This window comes from Streptomyces roseirectus (assembly GCF_014489635.1).
Taxonomy (GTDB): domain Bacteria; phylum Actinomycetota; class Actinomycetes; order Streptomycetales; family Streptomycetaceae; genus Streptomyces; species Streptomyces roseirectus.
In genome coordinates this window covers 2604534-2624237 of record NZ_CP060828.1, presented here as the reverse complement: position 1 = coordinate 2624237, position 19704 = coordinate 2604534, and the positions used below count along the sequence as shown (strand labels likewise).

14 protein-coding genes and 1 pseudogene are annotated in these 19704 nt (G+C 73.4%); 10 read left to right on the top strand and 5 right to left on the bottom strand.

Annotated elements, in window-relative coordinates:
• Positions 1-3 precede the first annotated feature (3 nt).
• Positions 4-1704 carry a proline--tRNA ligase gene (locus tag IAG44_RS10650; RefSeq protein ID WP_187746894.1) on the top strand — a complete coding sequence of 567 codons (1701 nt, stop codon included), beginning with the start codon at positions 4-6 and terminating at the stop codon, positions 1702-1704.
• 71 nt (positions 1705-1775) lie between these two features.
• On the opposite strand, the gene IAG44_RS10645 is transcribed toward IAG44_RS10650, so the two are convergent.
• From IAG44_RS10645 to IAG44_RS10635, 3 genes are read right to left on the bottom strand one after another with little or no spacing between them, the layout of a single operon-like run.
• A complete protein-coding gene (locus IAG44_RS10645) occupies positions 1776-2690 on the bottom strand; it encodes an aminoglycoside phosphotransferase family protein (protein WP_187746893.1) in 915 nt (304 codons plus the stop codon).
• A 38-nt stretch (positions 2691-2728) separates the two neighbouring features.
• Positions 2729-3163: a ferritin-like domain-containing protein gene (locus IAG44_RS10640; RefSeq protein WP_187746892.1), complete on the bottom strand. Its 435-nt coding sequence runs from the start codon at positions 3161-3163 to the stop codon at positions 2729-2731.
• A complete protein-coding gene (locus tag IAG44_RS10635; RefSeq protein ID WP_187746891.1) occupies positions 3160-3687 on the bottom strand; it encodes a hypothetical protein in 528 nt (175 codons plus the stop codon). The genes IAG44_RS10640 and IAG44_RS10635 overlap by 4 nt, the downstream gene beginning before the upstream one ends.
• A gap of 196 nt (positions 3688-3883) precedes the next feature.
• Between IAG44_RS10635 and rimP the strand changes: the two genes are divergently transcribed.
• The 9 genes from rimP (at position 3884) to IAG44_RS10590 (ending at position 15859) form a co-directional block, all read left to right on the top strand.
• Complete coding sequence (rimP, locus tag IAG44_RS10630; RefSeq protein ID WP_187746890.1) at positions 3884-4417, top strand: ribosome maturation factor RimP; 534 nt, start codon at positions 3884-3886, stop codon at positions 4415-4417.
• 2 nt (positions 4418-4419) lie between these two features.
• A complete protein-coding gene (nusA, locus tag IAG44_RS10625; protein ID WP_187746889.1) occupies positions 4420-5418 on the top strand; it encodes a transcription termination factor NusA in 999 nt (332 codons plus the stop codon).
• 100 nt (positions 5419-5518) lie between these two features.
• Entirely contained in the window at positions 5519-5815 is a 297-nt protein-coding gene (locus IAG44_RS10620) for a YlxR family protein (RefSeq protein WP_187746888.1), read from the top strand.
• 148 nt (positions 5816-5963) lie between these two features.
• Entirely contained in the window at positions 5964-9071 is a 3108-nt protein-coding gene (infB, locus tag IAG44_RS10615; RefSeq protein ID WP_187746887.1) for a translation initiation factor IF-2, read from the top strand.
• Positions 9072-9304: 233 nt separating this feature from the next.
• A complete protein-coding gene (locus IAG44_RS10610; RefSeq protein ID WP_055719360.1) occupies positions 9305-9598 on the top strand; it encodes a DUF503 domain-containing protein in 294 nt (97 codons plus the stop codon).
• A gap of 39 nt (positions 9599-9637) precedes the next feature.
• Complete coding sequence (gene rbfA, locus IAG44_RS10605) at positions 9638-10084, top strand: 30S ribosome-binding factor RbfA (protein WP_187746886.1); 447 nt, start codon at positions 9638-9640, stop codon at positions 10082-10084.
• The gene (gene truB / locus IAG44_RS10600; RefSeq protein ID WP_187746885.1) at positions 10081-10986 is read left to right on the top strand and encodes a tRNA pseudouridine(55) synthase TruB; all 906 of its coding nucleotides are present in this window, start codon (positions 10081-10083) and stop codon (positions 10984-10986) included. Before rbfA ends, truB begins: the two co-directional genes overlap by 4 nt.
• A 252-nt stretch (positions 10987-11238) precedes the next feature.
• Positions 11239-14787 carry a trypsin-like peptidase domain-containing protein gene (locus IAG44_RS10595; RefSeq protein ID WP_187746884.1) on the top strand — a complete coding sequence of 1183 codons (3549 nt, stop codon included), beginning with the start codon at positions 11239-11241 and terminating at the stop codon, positions 14785-14787.
• A 118-nt stretch (positions 14788-14905) separates the two neighbouring features.
• Positions 14906-15859: a bifunctional riboflavin kinase/FAD synthetase gene (locus IAG44_RS10590; protein ID WP_187746883.1), complete on the top strand. Its 954-nt coding sequence runs from the start codon at positions 14906-14908 to the stop codon at positions 15857-15859.
• 51 nt (positions 15860-15910) lie between these two features.
• Here IAG44_RS10590 and IAG44_RS10585 read toward each other — a convergent pair whose 3' ends face one another.
• Together IAG44_RS10585 and IAG44_RS44730 are read right to left on the bottom strand one after the other, a co-directional pair.
• Positions 15911-18868 (bottom strand): nucleotide-binding protein, encoded by a 2958-nt coding sequence (locus IAG44_RS10585; protein ID WP_246561634.1) that lies wholly within the window; start codon positions 18866-18868, stop codon positions 15911-15913.
• A 189-nt stretch (positions 18869-19057) separates the two neighbouring features.
• Positions 19058-19186 (bottom strand): annotated as a pseudogene (locus IAG44_RS44730) (SCO5717 family growth-regulating ATPase); the annotation flags it as partial.
• Positions 19187-19704 lie beyond the last annotated feature (518 nt).

Genomic DNA, 19704 nt, shown 5'->3' with positions numbered 1-19704 from the left:
ACCATGGCGAACGCACCGGTCCAGCGCATGTCCCAGCTGATGGCGAAAACACTGCGCGACGACCCGGCCGACGCCGAGGTCCTGAGCCACAAGCTCCTGGTCCGCGCCGGCTACGTGCGCCGCACCGCCGCCGGCATCTGGTCCTGGCTGCCGCTCGGCAAGAAGGTCCTGGCCAACGTCGAGCGCATCGTCCGCGAGGAGATGGACGCCATCGGCGCCCAGGAGGTCCTGCTCCCCGCCCTGCTGCCCCGGGAACCCTACGAGGCGACCGGCCGTTGGGACGAGTACGGGGCGGAGCTGTTCCGCCTCCAGGACCGTAAGGGAGGCGACTACCTGCTGGGCCCGACGCACGAGGAGATCTTCACCCTCCTGGTGAAGGACCAGGCGTCGTCGTACAAGGACCTGCCCGTCATCCTCTACCAGATCCAGCACAAGTACCGTGACGAGGCCCGCCCCCGTGCCGGCATCCTGCGCGGCCGCGAGTTCCTGATGAAGGACTCCTACTCCTTCGACACGGAGGACGAGGGCCTGGCCCACTCCTACGCCCTGCACCGCGAGGCGTACCAGAAGGTCTTCGCCCGCCTCGGCCTCGACTACCGCATCTGCGCGGCGACCGCCGGCGCGATGGGCGGCTCCAAGTCCGAGGAGTTCCTGGCCCCCGCCGAGGCCGGCGAGGACACCTTCGCGGACTGCCCGAACTGCGACTTCGCCGCGAACACGGAGGCGGTGAACTTCCCCCTGACCCCGCAGGAGCCCACCGCCCCCGCGCTGGAGGAGATCCCCACCCCCGACACCCCGACGATCGAGACCCTGGCCGCCGCCCTCGGCGTCCCCGCCTCCGCGACCCTGAAGAACCTGCTGGTCAAGGTGGACGGCGAGATCGTCGCCGTCGGCGTCCCCGGTGACCGCGAGGTCGACCTCGGCAAGGTCGAGGCCCACTTCGCCCCCGCGACCGTCGAACTGGTCACCGCCGAGGACTTCACCGGCCGCCCCGACCTGGTCCGCGGCTACGTCGGACCCCAGGGCCGGCAGGAGAAGCTGAAGTACATCGCCGACCCGCGCGTCGCCCCCGGCACCGCCTGGATCACCGGCGCCAACAAGGACCAGACGCACGCGAAGAACGTCGTCGCGGGCCGCGACTTCGAGGTGGACGAGTACGTCGACGTCGTGGTCGTCCAGGAGGGCGACCCCTGCCCCGCCTGTGGCACCGGCCTCAAGCTCGACCGCGCCATCGAGATCGGCCACATCTTCCAGCTCGGCCGCAAGTACGCCGACGCCCTCAAGCTCGACGTCCTCGGCCAGCACGGCAAGCCCGTCCGCGTCACCATGGGCTCCTACGGCATCGGCGTCTCCCGCGCCGTCGCCGCGCTCGCCGAGCAGACCGCCGACGACAAGGGGCTGTGCTGGCCCGCCGAGGTCGCCCCGGCCGACGTCCACGTCGTCGCCGCGGGCAAGGCCCTCCAGACGGAACTCGCCCTGGACGTCTCGGAGAAGCTGCGCGAGGCCGGACTGCGGGTCCTCGTCGACGACCGCGCGGGGGTCTCGCCGGGCGTCAAGTTCACCGACTCCGAGCTGATCGGCGTCCCGCAGATCCTCGTCGCCGGCCGGCGGGCCGCCGAGGGCGTCCTCGAGCTGAAGGACCGCAGGACCGGTGAGCGCGAGGAACTGACGGTGGACGAGGCGATCGCCCGCCTGACCGCCTGAGAAACCCTTCAGACGGTTCCCCGGCCGTGGCATCAGGGCCGGGGAACGGTCGGCGGCGTGGATAGCCGGGCTCAGGAGAGCCAGGACGCGAACTCCAGCAGCAGTTCCGCGTCCCGGTCCCGCCCGACCCTCCGCGCCCGCACCCCCGACTCCACGGCCCGGAACAGCACCCACCCCCGCAGCCGGTCCTGGTCCACCTCCAGGACCTCCGCCAGCTTCTTCACCCGCCGCCGGGCGATGGCGGCCCCCGACGGCGACCCCACCAGATCCTCGACCCGGTCCCGGACCAGCCGCGCCAGATCGAACGCGCACTCGCCCACCACCGGATCCGGCCCCACGGCCAGCCACGGCGACCGCTCCCCGGCCAGCACCTTGCTCTGCCGGAACGTCCCGTGCAGCAGCCGCTCCTCGGGCGCGGACGCGACCAGCTCCTCCCGCACCGCGAGCGCCGCGTCGACCAGCGCGGAGACCTCCGCGTCCGCCTGCCCGGCCCCGCGCATGGCCGCCGCCTGCCGCCCGGTCCGCTCGGTGACGCTCTCGAACACCTCGCCCCACCCGGCGGGCGGCTCCACCCACAGCCGCCGCAGCGCCCCCGCCGCCTCCAGCGTCGCCTTGGCCTCCGGCAGGGTCCGCACGGAGACGTCGGGCCGAAGCCGCTCCAGCAGCAGCACCCCGTCCCCGGCCCCCGCCAGCACCTGGACGGCCCCGAGCCCGCCCCAGTGCACCAGCGCGGCCAGCTCGGCGGCGGGCCGGAACCGCTCCGGCGCGATCTTCAGCACAGCGGGACTCCCGTCCCCCCGCCGCACGAGGACGACGAGACTGCTGCGCCCGCCGGGCACCTGGACCCGCTCGACGGTCACCCCGCACGCGGCGACGCCCCGCTCGACGGCGGAGGGCAACCCCTCCAGCCAGGCCGAGGCGGCAGTCCCCGGCACGCTCTCGGAGAGCGCCCGGACCAACCGCTGGGGCGGTTCGATGTGCGGCATGCGTGAGGTGTTCCCTTCTTCCAGCCGGTCGCGACCGGTCAACCCGACGGACTCACCCCGCGCTCGGCGAGCCCAGGGAAGGCTACGCTGCCCCCGCCCCACCGCACCGCCCGCACCGCGGCCTCCCGCAGCGCCCCGGCGGCGTCCTTGCGCCGGTCCCCGGACGTGGCCCGCACCAGGTCGGAGTAGACCCCGCAGATCCGCTCCTCCAACCGGGCGGCGAGCCGGACGGCCGCGTCGGGCCCGTCCACCGGGAACGGCAGCGCGTACCCGGCGCTCGCGGCGACCGGCTCGCCCCCGAGGTCGCGCACGGCCCGCGCGAGGGCGTCCCGCCGGGCCCGATGAGCGTCCCACGCGGCCCGCGCCTCCGCCCGCCGGGCCTCCCCGGCCTGCCCGCCGACCACCCCGTACCCGTAGACCGCCGCGTGCTCCGCGGCCAGCGCCGCCTGGACGGCGTCCAACTCCGCGCTCATCGCGCCCCCTCCGTCAACACGTACGCGTGCACGGCCCCGGCCGCCGCCACCGACGCCAGCAGCCGCGCCAGCTCCCCGGGCACCGTCAGCAGCTCGGCTCCCCGCCGATCCGCCAACGCCCGCTCGGCGGCGGCGAGTTGAGCGAGAGCGGTCTTGTCGTCGACGGGCGTGGCAGCGGGGGAGGGGCTGGTACTAGTAGCACTCGAAGTGCTTGGGGTGCTTGGAGTACCTGTACTCCCCCCGAACGCCCCCACATGCCGGGCCACCTCCCCCCGCAGCGGCGCCAACAACCCCGCCAGCGCCGGCCGCGCGGCCAGGACGGCGTCGTACTGCTCCAGCAGCCCCGTACTGTCCTGGACGGCCCGCGCGCGGACACGCTGGGAGACGGAGGGCGCCCCCGCGGCCGTCTCCTGAGTGGAGGGGCCGGACGAGCAGCCCGCGAGCAGGACGGCGGAGCCCGCGGCCCCGGTCAGAAGGGTTCTCCGGCGCGGCCCGGAGGGCAAGCGCGGCGAGGGGTACGGCACGTCAGACGTCCTCTGGATGGTCGTACGAAGGGATGGTCGGGCCCGTCGGGGATCACCGTACCGGCGGGTCGGGCACCCGGCGTCGGCAGGCGCTGTCCCCCAACAGGGTGGACGGCAACACTCCCCGCGACCGGATACCCTTTGACCAGACACGCGACCATTCCACAACAGCACACGCGGCCGAGGAGTCACCCGGATGAGCACCACCCAGAGCGAGAGGCTGCGAGAGCTCCTGGAACCGCTCGTCACCTCGCAGGGGCTGGACCTCGAAGAGATCGCCGTGGAGACCGTGGGCCGCAAGCGTGTGCTGCGCGTCGTCGTCGACTCGGACACCGGGGCCGACCTGGACGCCGTCGCCGATGTGAGCCGCGCGCTCTCGGCGAAGCTCGACGAGACGAACGCGATGGGTGACGCCGCCTACGACCTGGAGGTCGGCACCCCCGGCGCCGAGCGCCCCCTCAAGGAGCACCGGCACTACGTGCGCGCGGTCGACCGGCTGGTGAAGTTCCAGCTCACCGAGGGCGGCGAGGTCACCGCCCGCATCCTCACCGTGGACGACGACGGCCTCGACGTGCAGGTGCCCGGCGTGAAGGGCCGCAAGCCCACCGCCCGCAGGCTCGCCTTCACCGAGATCGACAAGGCCCGCGTCCAGGTCGAGTTCAACCGCAAAGACAGCAAGAGCTCCGAAGACAGCTTCGAAGACAGCAACGAGAAGGAAGAGGAGGCGTAGCCGTGGACATCGACATGAGTGCCCTGCGGGGCTTGGTACGGGAGAAGGAGATCTCCTTCGACCTGCTGGTCGAGGCGATCGAGTCGGCCCTCCTCATCGCCTACCACCGCACCGAGGGAAGCCGCCGCCGCGCGCGCGTGAAGCTCGACCGCGACAGCGGGCATGTGACCGTGTGGGCGAAGGAGGACCCCGACGACCTGGAGGAGGGCCAGGAGCCCCGCGAGTTCGACGACACCCCGTCGGACTTCGGCCGCATCGCCGCCTCCACCGCCAAGCAGGTGATCCTGCAGCGCCTGCGCGACGCGGAGGACGACGCCACGCTCGGCGAGTACGCCGGCCGTGAGGGCGACATCGTCACCGGCGTCGTCCAGCAGGGCCGCGACCCGAAGAACGTCCTGGTCGACATCGGCAAGCTGGAGGCCATCCTGCCCGTGCAGGAGCAGGTCCCCGGCGAGGACTACCCGCACGGCCTGCGCCTGAGGTCGTACGTCGTCCGGGTCGCCAAGGGCGTCCGCGGCCCCTCGGTCACGCTCTCGCGCACGCACCCCAACCTGGTGAAGAAGCTCTTCGCCCTGGAGGTGCCGGAGATCGCCGACGGCTCGGTCGAGATCGCCGCGATCGCCCGCGAGGCCGGTCACCGCACGAAGATCGCCGTCCGCTCCACCCGCAGCGGCCTGAACGCCAAGGGCGCCTGCATCGGCCCGATGGGCAGCCGGGTGCGCAGCGTGATGGGCGAGCTGAACGGCGAGAAGATCGACATCGTCGACTGGTCGGACGACCCGGCGGAGATGGTGGCGCACGCCCTGTCGCCCGCCCGGGTGTCCAAGGTGGAGGTCGTCGACCTCGCCGCGCGCTCCGCGCGGGTGACCGTGCCGGACTACCAGCTGTCGCTGGCGATCGGCAAGGAGGGGCAGAACGCCCGTCTCGCCGCCCGCCTCACCGGCTGGCGGATCGACATCCGGCCGGACACCGAGCAGCCGGAGCCGCAGGCCGGGGAATAGATCACGCCGGTCAACGGCTGGATCACGTCAGTTATATCGCGGCACGTGTTCGACTCCTGACCCAAAGGGGTGAGGTCGCCGCGGGGAGGTAGACTTAAGAGTGTCTGGCCGGACGCACGCCCGAGCATGCCCTGAACGCACCTGTGTGGGGTGTCGGGAGCGGGCGGCCAAGACAGGACTGCTGCGCATCGTGGCGGTCGGGGACGAATGCGCTCCCGACCCTCGCGGTACGCTGCCCGGCCGGGGTGCGTATCTGCATCCCGTCCTCGGCTGTCTCGACCAGGCGGTACGCCGACGGGCGTTCACGCGGGCGCTGCGCGCCCCGGGAGCGCTCGACACAAAGGCGTTGCGCCGATACGTCGAGCAGGCCACCGTTGCCGACGAGGCGACACCGTAAGAAGTGGTGCACGGACCGTCCGTGCGACCAGGTACCCCGCGCGAGTTGGAAGTAGGTCGAGATTGCGATGAGCACTCGATGAGCACGCGATGAGTACGCCCATGAAGTAGCGACGGTCCGGACTGAACCCGGACCTCAAAGGAGCGAAGTGGCTAAGGTCCGGGTATACGAACTCGCCAAGGAGTTCGGTGTGGAGAGCAAGGTCGTCATGGCCAAGCTCCAGGAACTCGGTGAATTCGTCCGTTCGGCGTCTTCGACCATCGAAGCGCCCGTTGTACGCAAGCTGACGGACGCCTTCCAGGGCGGCGGCAAGCCCGCCCCCCGCAAGGCTGCCCCCAAGCCCGGCGCGCCCTCTCCGGCGACGTCGGCACGACCGGCTCCGCCGAAGCCGGCCGCCCCCAAGCCCCCGGCGGCGCAGGCACCCGCGGCTCCGGCCGCCCCGGTGACCCCCGCGCCCGCCGCCCAGGCACCCGCCGCGCCGGCTCCGGCCGCCCCGGCTCCCTCGGGTCCGCGTCCGGGCCCCCGGCCCGCGCCGCGTCCGGCCCCGGCCGCCCCGGAGTTCACCGCTCCGCCGTCGGCCCCGGCTCCGCAGACGCCCGCCGCGCAGGCTCCGCGTCCCGCGGGTCCGCGTCCCGGTCCGGCCCCCAAGCCCGGTGCCCGTCCGGCCCCGCAGGGCCAGGGCGACCGCGGCCAGCGTCCGTCCGGTGACCGTGGTCCGCGCCCCGGTGGCGCTCCCGGCGCGCGTCCCGGTGCCCGTCCGGCCGGTCCCCGTCCGGGCAACAACCCGTTCACGTCCGGCGGCAACGCCGGTATGGGTGCTCCGCGTCCGCAGGGCCCCCGTCCGCAGGGCGCGGGTCCGCGTCCCGGCCCCGGTGGCGCTCCCGGCGCCGGTCCGCGTCCGCAGGCCCCCGGCCAGCAGGGCGGTCCCCGTCCGCAGGGTCCCGGTGCCGGCGGTCCTCGCCCCTCGCCCGGTGGCATGCCGCGTCCGCAGGGCGCGGGTCCCGGCGGTCCCCGTCCCGGCGGTCCGCGTCCCAACCCCGGCATGATGCCGCAGCGTCCGGCTGCCGGCCCGCGTCCCGGCGGCGGCCCCGGTGGCCGTGGTCCCGGTGGCGGTCCCGGCCGTCCCGGCGGCGGTGGCGGTCGTCCCGGCGGTGGCGGCGGCTTCGCCGGCCGTCCCGGTGGCGGTGGCGGCTTCGCCCGTCCCGGCGGCGGTGGCGGTGCCGGTGGTGGCGCCGGTCGTCCCGGTGGTGGCGGCGGCTTCGGTGGCGGTGGCGGCGGTGGCCGTCCCGGCTTCGGCGGTCGTCCCGGTGGTCCCGGTGGCCGTGGTGGCACGCAGGGCGCCTTCGGCCGTCCCGGCGGTCCCGCGCGTCGTGGTCGCAAGTCGAAGCGGCAGCGGCGCCAGGAGTACGAGGCCATGCAGGCCCCGAGCGTCGGCGGCGTGATGCTGCCGCGCGGCAACGGCGAGACCATCCGTCTCTCCCGCGGCGCGTCACTCACCGACTTCGCGGAGAAGATCAACGCCAACCCGGCGTCCCTCGTCGCGGTCATGATGAACCTCGGCGAGATGGTCACCGCCACCCAGTCCGTCTCCGACGAGACGCTGGAGCTGCTGGCCGGCGAGATGAACTACACCGTTCAGATCGTCAGCCCGGAGGAGGAGGACCGCGAGCTTCTCGGTTCCTTCGACATCGAGTTCGGCGAGGACGAGGGCGACGAGGACGACCTGGTGGTCCGTCCGCCGGTCGTCACCGTCATGGGTCACGTCGACCACGGTAAGACCCGACTCCTGGACGCGATCCGCAAGACGAACGTCATCGCGGGCGAGGCCGGTGGCATCACCCAGCACATCGGTGCCTACCAGGTCGCGACCGAGGTCAACGGCGAGGACCGCGCGATCACCTTCATCGACACCCCGGGTCACGAGGCGTTCACCGCCATGCGTGCCCGTGGTGCCCGGTCGACGGACATCGCGATCCTGGTCGTCGCGGCCAACGACGGCGTCATGCCGCAGACGGTCGAGGCGCTGAACCACGCCAAGGCGGCCGACGTCCCGATCGTCGTCGCGGTCAACAAGATCGATGTCGAGGGCGCCGACCCGACCAAGGTGCGCGGTCAGCTCACCGAGTACGGTCTGGTGGCCGAGGAGTACGGCGGCGACACCATGTTCGTCGACATCTCCGCCAAGCAGGGTCTGCACATCGACTCCCTGCTGGAGGCCGTCGTCCTCACCGCCGACGCCTCGCTCGACCTGCGGGCCAACCCGAACCAGGACGCGCAGGGTATTTCCATCGAGTCGCGCCTCGACCGCGGTCGCGGTGCCGTCTCCACGGTCCTCGTCCAGCGAGGCACCCTGCGGGTCGGCGACACGATGGTCGTCGGTGACGCGTACGGCCGTGTCCGGGCGATGCTCGACGACAACGGCAACAACGTGACGGAAGCCGGCCCCTCGACCCCGGTCCAGGTGCTCGGTCTCACCAACGTCCCGGGTGCGGGCGACAACTTCCTCGTCGTCGACGAGGACCGCACCGCCCGCCAGATCGCCGAGAAGCGCGCCGCTCGCGAGCGCAACGCGGCGTTCGCCAAGCGTGTCCGCCGGGTCTCCCTCGAAGACCTGGACAAGGTGCTCAAGGCCGGCGAGATCCAGCAGCTCAACCTCATCATCAAGGGTGACGCTTCCGGTTCCGTCGAGGCCCTCGAGTCCTCCCTGCTCCAGCTCGACGTCGGCGAAGAGGTCGACATCCGGGTCCTGCACCGCGGCGTCGGTGCGGTCACGGAGTCCGACATCGACCTGGCCATGGGCTCGGACGCCATCGTCATCGGCTTCAACGTCCGCGCGGCCGGCCGCGCGGCGCAGATGGCCGAGCGCGAGGGTGTCGACGTCCGGTACTACTCGGTCATCTACCAGGCGATCGAGGAGATCGAGGCGGCCCTGAAGGGCATGCTGAAGCCGGAGTACGAAGAGGTCGAGCTGGGTACGGCGGAGATCCGCGAGGTCTTCAAGTCGTCCAAGCTGGGCAACATCGCCGGTGTCCTCATCCGCTCCGGCGAGGTCAAGCGCAACACGAAGGCCCGCCTCGTCCGCGACGGCAAGGTCATCGCGGAGAACCTCAACATCGAGGGTCTGCGGCGCTTCAAGGACGACGTCACCGAGATCCGCGAAGGGTTCGAGGGCGGTATCAACCTCGGCAACTTCAACGACATCAAGATCGACGACGTCATCGCGACGTACGAGATGCGCGAGAAGCCGCGCGTCTAGTTCTTGGCCGACGGTTCGTGCTGGCCGGCGGGAGTTCGCTTCCGTCGGCCAGCGCGCCGTTGTTTGTGGGGGCTGCCGCCCCCAGACGGGCTGAGAATGCTCGACCGGCGCTTTGGGGGTGCCGGAATATCCGTCGAGCCGGCCGGCCCGATCGATGTACCGTTCTCGATGTCCCTGTCCCCATCCGGCGGACAGGGCCTTCGAGCCCGAGCCGGCGGGTGAACCGGCCGTACATGTACGTGGGGACTCTGTCCTTCGACCTTCTTCTCGGCGATGTTCACTCGCTGAAGGAGAAGCGTTCCGTCGTCCGTCCGATCGTGGCCGAGCTACAGCGCAAGTACGCGGTGAGCGTGGCGGAGACGGGGAATCAGGACCTCCATCGCAGGGCCGAGATCGGGCTCGCGGTGGTCTCGGGTGACACGGAACACCTGACAGATGTACTGGACCGCTGTGAGCGACTTGTCGCCGCGCGGCCAGAGGTGGAGCTGCTTTCGGTTCGACGCAGGCTCCACGGCGACGAAGACTGAAGCAAGCGGCAAGTGAAGTAGGACGAAGGAGACGGACCAGTGGCCGACAACGCGCGCGCCAAGAGGCTGGCGGACCTCATCCGAGAGGTGGTGGCCAACAAGCTCCAGCGCGGGATCAAGGACCCACGGCTCGGTACGCACGTCACCATCACGGACGCTCGGGTCACCGGCGACCTGCGGGAGGCGACCGTCTTCTACACGGTGTACGGCGGTGAGGAGGAGCGGGCCGAGGCCGCGGCGGGCCTGGAGAGCGCCAAGGGCATCCTGCGCTCCGAGGTGGGCCGCGCGGCCGGCGTGAAGTTCACGCCGACCCTGACCTTCGTCGCCGACGCCCTCCCGGACAACGCCCGCACCATCGAGGACCTGCTCGACAAGGCACGGCTGTCCGACGAGAAGGTCCGCGAGGCATCGGCCGGCGCGGACTACGCGGGCGGCGCCGACCCGTACAAGAAGCCCGACGACGAGACGGACAGCGCCGCCGAATGACCAGCAAGCCCACCCCGCCCGACGGCCTCGTCATCGTCGACAAGCCGTCGGGCTTCACCTCCCACGACGTGGTCGCCAAGATGCGCGGCATCGCCCGCACCCGTCGCGTCGGCCACGCCGGCACGCTCGACCCGATGGCGACGGGCGTCCTCGTCCTGGGCGTCGAGAAGGCGACCAAGCTCCTCGGGCACCTCGCGCTGACCGAGAAGGAGTACCTGGGCACCGTCCGCCTCGGCCAGACCACGGTCACGGACGACGCCGAGGGCGAGATCACGGCGTCCGCCGACGCGTCCGGCGTCACCAAGGACGCCGTCCTCGAAGGCGTCGCCCAGCTCACCGGCGACATCATGCAGGTGCCCTCCAAGGTCAGCGCCATCAAGATCGACGGCGTCCGCTCCTACAAGCGGGCCCGCGACGGCGAGGACTTCGAGATCCCGGCCCGCCCGGTGCGGATCTCCTCCTTCCAGGTGTACGACGTCCGCGAGGCCGTCGCCGACGACGGCACACCCGTCCTCGACCTGGTCGTCTCCGTTGTCTGCTCCTCCGGCACCTACATCCGCGCCCTCGCCCGCGACCTGGGCGCCGGGCTCGGTGTCGGCGGGCACCTCACCGCGCTGCGGCGCACCCGGGTCGGGCCCTACAAGCTGGACTCCGCGCGCACCCTCGACCAGCTCCAGCAGGAGCTGACGGTCATGCCGATCGCCGAGGCCGCCGCCGCCGCGTTCCCCCGCTGGGACGTCGACGTGAAGCGGGCGCGGCTGCTGCTGAACGGGGTCCGCCTCGACCTGCCCGACGAGTACGCCGGGCGCGGGGCCGTCGCCGTCTTCGACCCGGAGGGGCGCTTTCTCGCGCTCGTCGAGTCGGAGAAGGGGAAGGCGAAGAGCCTGGCCGTCTTCGGCTGAGGGCCTTGCCCGTCTCGGCCGAGGGTGTTGTCCGTGGAGCGGCGAGCACGGGGTGCCTGCCGCTCCACGGTCCCCCCTCGGTTCCCCCGACTCCAGGGTTGTCCATCGGCCGGTGTTTGTTCACCCGTCCGGGCGGGCGCTCGGAGTGAACCGAGGGAGTGCGAGGGGGCGCGTTCGCCCCGCGATCTGTCCCGCTGATCACCGCCGCCCTACCGTCGAAGCAGGGCGACGGGCGCGGGCGGGAGGCACACGGTGGGGGGACGGGCAGCTCAGGACGGCACGGACGACGTCGTCGTCCGCATCCGAGATCTCGCCGGGCGCCCCCGCGGCACCGGGTTCCTCGCCGACCACCACGGCACGCTGATCACCGCGCACGAAGTCGTCGACGGGCTGCCCCGGATCGTCCTGCACGGCGCCGGGGACCGCACGTGCGTCGTCACCTCCGCCGCCGTCACCCCCCTCCCCGAGCTGGACCTCGCGCTCGTCCACACGGAGGGGCTGGACATGGCCCCGCTGCCCGTCTCCGTCCGGGAGCGGGCCGCCACGGGGACGTACGTCCGCGTCGCCGCCGGCGGCTGGCGCGAGGCGCGGGTCCTCGCCGCCGCGCAGGCCACGTACACGGCCACCGACCGGTTCCACCTCCTCGACGACACCCTCGAACTCGCCATCGGCACCGCCGGCCGCGACGCGCTCCGCCTCGGCGGCGGGGCCGCGGGGGGTCCCGTCCTCGACGCGGCGACGGGCACGGTCGTCGCCGTCCTCGGCACGGCCCTCCAGACCGGCCACCGGGACGTCGGATTCGCCGTGCAGCTGCGGCCGGGGGCCCGCCGCAGCGGGGCCCTCGCGGAAGTGCTGGCCCGCAACGCGGCGACCGTGCCCGCGTACGGGGCGGACCTGAATCTGGCGGGGGTGCTGGAGGTGACGGCCACGTCGGTGGGGTCGGACGGGCCGGTGGGGGCGCTCGTGGGGTGGGTCGGGGGGTGGCCCGGCGGCGGGGAGGCGGAGGGCTCTGCCGTGCTGCCGGTCGAACGGGGCGGCGTCGTGCGGGAGTTCGCGGCGTTCGCGCGGGGGGACGCGTCGGTGCTGGCGCTGGTGGGGGCACCGGGGAGCGGGCGGACGACGGAACTCGCGGCGCTGGCGGCCCGTCGGCACCGGTCGTCCGAGCCGGCGCCGACGCTGTGGCTGCGCGGGGCGGATCTGCGGGACGACGACGAGTCCCTGGCGGACGCGGTGGGGCGGGCGCTGCGGCGGGCCGCGCGGATCGTCACGACGTCGGACGCGCCCACCGCGCCTCCCGACGCCGAGACCATCACCCCCGCGATCGTCTCCCGGCTCTCCCTCAGCTACGGGCGCCCTCTCTACCTCCTCCTCGATGCCCCCGAGGAGATGCCGCCCTTCCTCTCCCACCGCCTCCCCTCCTGGACCCGCGCCACAGCGACCTGGCTCCGTGAGACCGGCGCTCGGCTCGTGCTGGCCTGCCGCCCGGAGTTCTGGGAGCACGCGGGGGCGGAGTTTCCGGGGGAGATGTTGTACGGGGGTGGGCGGGGGAGGGGGAGTGGGGGGAGGGGGGCGACAGCATCAGATGACAACTCGCCGGCCCCTTCCGCCGTTCACCAGCTCACGCCCCTCGCTCTCTGCTCCTCGGAGCGTCCAGCGGTCGAGGACGAAGTCCGTTCCTCTCGGCCGGAGTTGCCCGCGTGTGTGGAGGTCGGGGAGTTCACGGAGGAGGAGGCGAGGGTCGCTCGGGTGCGGTATCGGGTGCCTGAGGGGGCGCTCGGGGGGAGGGCGGGGCTGCATCCGCTCAGTCTTCGGCTGCTCGGGGAGGTGCGGGAGGCGATGCCCCGTACGCCGGCGCCCGTCGACGCGGACAGGGACGACGTCTTCGGCGCCTACCTGGACCTGATGTGCCTGCGGATCGCCGTGCGGCTGGCCGTGGAGAACGGGCTCAGGGGCACCGCCGTGAGGCGCCTCGCGGCGCGGGTGTCGGGGCAGGTGCACGAGGCGGCGAGGCGCAGCCTGGGCCCGGGACAGGGGGAGTTGGACAGGGCGGCGTTCGAGGACGTGTTCCCGTGGGGCCAGGCCCCGGCGAGGCTGGGCGGCGGCACGGGGTGGGCGTCGGCGGTGCTGGCGGAGGGCCTGCTGGTACCGGCGGGCACGGGGTACAGGTTCGCCCACGAGGAACTGGCCGACTGGATCCAGGGCACGCACCTGGACCTGGAGGAGGCGCTGAACGCGCTGGCTCACCGCCCCCGCAGCCCCCACCTCGTCCCCGTCCCGCACCACAGGATCGGCCCCGTGGTGGAGGCCCTGCTCCTGTCGGCACGCCACCAGGGACCGCCCCGGCTGGCCCGGCACCTGGGGAAGCTGACGTCCGCCCTGGCGGAGACCCCGGACGCGTGGTGGCCCGCGCACCTGCTGACGGAGACGCTGCTGAGGGTCCCGGACGCGACCGCGTACCTGGAGGTCCTGCACGCCGTCGCGGACCACGTGGTCGCGCGGACGGCCGCCGGGAAGCCGGCGACGGCGTTCCCCCCGGCGTTCTGGACGGCGCTCCCGCTCCCCGCGGCCCCGCTGTTCACCCTCCTGCGCCACCTCCTGCGCGCGGACCCGCCCCCGGACACGCGAGCCCCCCGCTACCTGGACGCCGTGGCGGAGCTGCTGGCCGCCGACCCCACCACCGTCCAGCCCCACCTGACCCTGTGGTTCGAGGACGACCGCCCGCTGCCCGGCGCCCCGGAGGCGACGGTGGCCGAGGCGGCGCAGGCGCTGCTGTACGCGCACCGGCACCGGGCGCTGGACGACCTGACGGACGTCCTGGTGGGCTGCGGCCACCGCAGGGCCGACGAACTGCTCGGCGCGCTCGCGGAGGACGAGCCCTCGGCGCTGTGCCGGGCGGTGGACCGCTGGGCGCGGGACACCCGCCCGGCGCGCCGGGTCGCGGCGGTCTCGTACGGCCTGAAGGCGGCCCCGCACGTCCGCACGGACGCCGACCGCGACCTCCTGAGGTACGCGGCGGAGGAACTGCGCACCGAACTCCCGCTGGAGGGCGGCGCGTTGGCCCTCCTCGTCCAGGACCCCCGGATCCGCGCCACCCATCTCCCGCAGGCCCTGGCCCACTTCACCGCCGCCGACCCCGGGCTCCCCGCGACCGCCCTGCTCCCGGCGCTGACAACCCACCCCGAACCGGTCCTGAAAGCCTTCCGCACCCGCCTGAACCGCCCCGACACCGACCCGGCGACCACCCTGCGCGCCCTGGCCGGCGTCACCACCCACCCCCTGACCCGCCGCATCGCGATCATGGTGCGGGAGACGGTGGAACGCCGCCCGGAGACGGCGGAGGCGGTCGCCGGCTACGTCGACGCGCGGCTCGCCCAGGGCACGCCCGCGCGGGCCGTCCTCCACCCCCTGGTCACCTCGCTCCTGACGACCGCCCCCCACCAGGTGCGCTCCGCGCTCGCGGCCGTCCTCGCCACCCCGGACGACTCCGCCCTGCGCGCGGAACTGCGCGAGTTCCTGCTCGCCCACGAGGACGACCCCGCCGTCCTCACGACCTTCCTGCACGCCGCCGCCCGCCACCGCTCCCGCGACCTGGTCCACCGCACCGGCCGCCTCCTCGTCCGCACGCCCGACGGCGCCACCCGCTTCGACCGCGGCCTGGTCGACCTCGGCCGCCACGTGCCCGGCTTCGCCGCGCGCGTCGCCGGCTGGCTCACCGAGGCGCCGGACGAGTGGGCGACGGTCGTCGGCCCCGCCGCCCGCCGCATGATCGAGAACCTGGCGGGAGCCGGCGCCCCGGCGTGAACGCGTGCGCCCTGTCACAGCGCGGATGCCGATGAGAACGGGGGCCGTCGGACATGGCACCCTTAGACCTGCGCAGTCTTAAGAAACGGTACGGACACGGGTTCGAGGAGCGGTCACAGTGCAGCGCTGGCGTGGCTTGGAGGACATCCCCCAGGACTGGGGGCGCAGCGTCGTCACCATCGGTTCCTACGACGGCGTCCACCGCGGCCACCAGCTGATCGTCCGGCACGCGGTGGAGCGGGCGCGGGAACTCGGGGTGCCGGCCGTCGTCGTCACGTTCGATCCGCACCCCAGCGAGGTCGTGCGGCCGGGGAGTCATCCGCCGCTGCTCGCGCCGCATCACCGGCGCGCCGACCTGATGGCCGGGCTGGGGGTGGACGCGGTGCTGGTGCTGCCGTTCACCACCGAGTTCTCCAAGCTCTCGCCGGCCGAGTTCGTCGTCAAGGTCCTCGTCGACAAGCTGCACGCGAAGGCGGTCGTCGAGGGGCCCAACTTCCGGTTCGGGCACCGGGCGGCGGGGAACGTCGAGTTTCTGGCGGAGCAGGGGAAGGTGTACGACTTCGAGGTCGAGGTCGTGGATCTGTTCGTCGCGGGGGAGGCGGGCGGGGGACAGCCGTTCTCGTCCACTCTGACGCGGCGTCTGGTCGCCGAGGGGGATGTCGAGGGGGCCGGTGAAATCCTGGGGCGGCCGCATCGAGTTGAGGGTGTCGTCGTCCACGGGGCCCAGCGGGGGCGGGAGTTGGGGTTCCCCACCGCCAACGTCGAGACCCTGCCGCACACGGCCGTTCCGGCGGACGGGGTGTACGCGGGGTGGTTGCACGCGGCGGGGGAGGCTATGCCGGCCGCGATCTCCGTCGGTACGAATCCGCAGTTCGACGGGACGACGCGTACGGTTGAGGCGTACGCCATCGACCGGGTGGGGCTTGATCTGTACGGGTTGCATGTGTGCGTCGACTTTTTGGCGTACGTGCGGGGGCAGGCCAAGTTCGACTCGCTGGACGCGTTGTTGGAGCAGATGGCGCTGGATGTGAAGAAGTGCCGGGAGTTGGTGGCGGCGGCCGAAGAGGGCTGAGAGTCGAACAAAAAGGGCCGGTGCTCCTTCGAGCACCGGCCCTCTTGTCGTCTACTGCCGCGGCGGCTGGTACGGGGGATACGGCTGCTGCCCCTGCTGCGGGTACGGCTGGCCGGGGTACGGCGGCATCTGCTGGCCCGGCATCGGGGGGGCCGCTACCGGGGGTGGGTTGCCGTCGCTTGTCCACAGGCCGTGGGACTGCTGGTGGCGGACGAAGTCCTCGGCGACCAGGGAGGCGAGGTGGAAGTACGCCTCGCGGACCTTGGGGCGCATCATGTCGAGGTCGACTTCCGCGCCGGCCGCGAGGTGTTCGTCGAAGGGCACGACGACGACGCCGCGGCAACGGGTCTCGAAGTGGCTGACGATGTCCTCCACCTTGATCATCTTGCCGGTCTCGCGGACCCCGGAGATGACCGTCAGGGACCGGGCGACGAGGTCCGCGTAACCGTGCGCCGAGAGCCAGTCCAGGGTGGTGCTCGCGCTGGACGCGCCGTCGACGGACGGGGTGGAGATGATGATCAGCTGGTCGGCGAGGTCGAGGACACCGCGCATCGCGCTGTAGAGCAGACCGGTGCCGGAGTCCGTGAGGATGATCGGGTACTGGTTGCCCAGGACGTCTATGGCCCGCCGGTAGTCCTCGTCGTTGAACGTCGTCGAGACGGCCGGGTCGACGTCGTTGGCGATGATCTCCAGGCCCGAGGGGGCCTGCGAGGTGAACCGCCTGATGTCCATGTACGAGTTGAGGTACGGGATCGCCTGGACGAGGTCCCGGATCGTCGCCCCCGTCTCCCGCCGCACACGCCGGCCCAGCGTGCCGGCGTCCGGGTTCGCGTCGATCGCGAGGATCTTGTCCTGCCGCTCGGTGGCCAGGGTCGAGCCGAGCGCCGTCGTCGTCGTGGTCTTCCCCACGCCGCCCTTCAGGCTGATCACCGCGATCCGGTAGCACGACAGCACGGGCGTCCGGATCAGGTCCAGCTTCCGCTGCCGCTCCGCCTCCTCCTTCTTCCCGCCCAGCTTGAACCGCGAGCCACCCGCGCCCGGCCTGCTGCTCTTCGCCTTCTGCTTCTTGTTGTTCAGCAGCCGGTCCGAGGAGAGCTCGACGGCGGCGGTGTAACCGAGCGGCGCCGCCCCGGGGTTCACCGGCTGCCGCTGGTCGTGCTGGAGGGGCTGCGGCCAGGCCATGCCGGTGCGGGGGTCGACGGGGGCCGCTTGGCCGGCGGGGGGCTGCGGGAAGCCGGGGTTGGGGGCGGGCTGCGGGGGTGCCGGCTGCTGGGGGGCCGGTTGTTGGGGCTGGGGGAAGCCGTAACCGGCTTGGGGGTTGGCGTTGGGGGCCGTGGCCGGGGGCTGCGGCTGCGGGAAGCCGTAGCCCGCCGGGGCGCCGGGAGGCATCGGCTGCTGGGTGGCTCCCGGCTGGGGGAAGCCGTAGCTCGCGGGGGGAGTGGCCGGCTGCTGCTGGGGGTTCGCGGACGGCTGCGGGAAGCCGTAACCCGCCGGAGGAGCGGGGGGTGTCGGCTGCTGGGCGCCTTCCGGCTGGGGGAAGCCGTGGCCCGCAGGGGGAGCGGGGGGTGTCGGCTGCTGGGTGGCTCCCGGCTGGGGGAAGCCGTAGCCCGCCGGGGGAGTGGGGGGTGCCGTGGGCGGCTGGGCGTCCGGGAGGGGCTGGCCAGCCGGGGTGCCGGGAGGCGTGGGCTGGGGGAAGCCGTGACCGGCGGGGGGCGTGGGGGCGGCGCCGGGGTGCGGTGTGGGGGTGGTCGCGGGGTGGGGGAAGCCGTAACCGGCCGGAGGGCCGGGGGGTGTGGGCGGGGTCGCCGGGGGCGCGGTGGGTGCTGCGGATGCCGGGCTCGTGGATGCCGGGCTCGCGGCCGGCGGCTGCGGGAAACCGGGGCCCGCCGGGGCGTTGGGGGGTGTGGCGCCAGGCTGTTGGGGGTGGGGGAAGCCGTAGCCCGCCGGAGCGCCGGGCGGCGTCGGGGGCGTGCCCGGCTGCTGGGGCTGCGGGAAGCCGTAACCGGCCTGGGGGTTGGCGTCGGGGGCCGTGGCCGGGGGCTGGGGGAAGCCGTAGCCCGCCGGGGGAGTGGCCGACTGCTGGGGGGTCGCGGACGGCTGCGGGAAGCCGTAACCCGGCTGCGCCGGGGGCCAGTTCGGGGGCGTGCCTGGTGCGCCCGGCGGAACCTGCGGGGGCTGGGCACCCGGCTGAGGCTGGGCGCCCAGCTGAGGCTGAGCGGGCCACTGGGCGGCCGGAGCCGGGGCAGCGGGCTCGTAGGACGGGGGGAGCGGGGGGACGGCGGGCGCGGGCAGAGGCCAGGAGCCGTCCTGGGGCGCGGGGGTGGCACCGTCGGCTGCGGGGGCCGGGGCGGCGGGCTGGGCTTCGGGAGCGGCCGGGGCGTCGGACTCGGCGGTGGGCGCGGAGTCCTGGGCGCCGGTTTCAGACGCGGGCACCTGGGCGTTGGCCTCAGGTGCGGACGTCTGGGTGTCGGCCCCGGGCCCGGGCGTCTGGGCGTTGTCCTCGGGCGCGGTCACCTGAGCGTCGGTCCCGGCCTCAGACGCGGACGTCTGCGCCTCGGTCTCAGGTGCGGACGCTTGGCCCTCGGGCGCGGTGCCCGAGTCGGCGGCCTGAGCAGCGACCTGGTCAGCGGACTCGGCGTCCGGGCCGGTGGCCTGAGCCTGAGGGCTGGCGGCGGAGTCACCGCTCTCGGCGTCGGACTCGACGCCCTGTCCCTGGACGGCCTCGTCGTCACCGCTCTGCTCTTCGGCGGCCGGGGTCTCGGAGCCCGGCTCGGTGCCCTGCTCGGCGGGGCTGATCGGGCTGACGGGGTCGGCGGAACCGGCGAGATCGGCGGCGGGGCCGGCGGAACCACCGTCGGCGGGGGCGCCCTGAGCGACACCCTCTGCTCCGGCACCACTGTCCGAACCGTTCCCGAAGGACTCCGCCGAGGCGGCACCAGGCGCGCCACCCTCGGCCTCGCCACCCCGCTCGGCGATCTCCCGCTTCAACGCGGCGGAGGAGATCCGCATGGTCGCCGGACTGTCCAGATCCCCACTCCCGCCCTGCCCCGGCGCCTGAAGCTCGAACCCGCTCCCCAAGGGCACCCCCGGAGCAGGAACCCCCGGCACAGGAGCCCCCACCGGCGGCCCGACCGGCGCCCCCGGCGTCACAGGCGCCCCAGCCCCTCCGGTCCCCCCGGCCCCCGCGCCCGCGTTCTGCGTATACCAAGCCGGCGGGGCGTAATCGATCGTGAACTCCCCCGTCGTGTCGACCCCGGAGTCCGCGTCGGGCTGGTCATCGCCGGGCGTGGCCCAGCCCCCGCGCATCCCGTCCCGATCGCTGCTCACAGTTCCTCCTGAGGTGGCCGTTCCCCCGGACGCGGCATTCCGTACACCGCACCAGGAACGACCATTTCGTAGCGTCACATCCGAAGTGGTCGAAGCCGACCCGTACCGACCGGACGCCGAAGGCCCGACCGAGGTCAGCGGGGGACGTCCGAGGCCAGTACCGCGCCTGCCCGCCGGCTCCCCCTGAGGCACCGCCCCCGGTCCACGGGTTCCGGCGACGCGCCCGGTACCAGCCTAATCACCACAAGCCCCACCCCGGCAGGCCCGTCCACCCCCCAGCACGACCCCAACGCACCACACACCACCCGAAACCGGCACCCGCCCCCACCCACCCCACCGAACAATCCGCACCGAACCGGCACATAGGCCCAAGTGAAGGTCATGCGAAACCGAGGAAACGAAAGCGGACCGCAACAACCCCCGCACACCCCTCGCCCCGCCCCCTCCGTACGCCCTTCAGCCCGCCCCTTCACACGCCCTTCGGCCCACCCCCTCGCTCTGCCCCCTCCGCGCGCCCT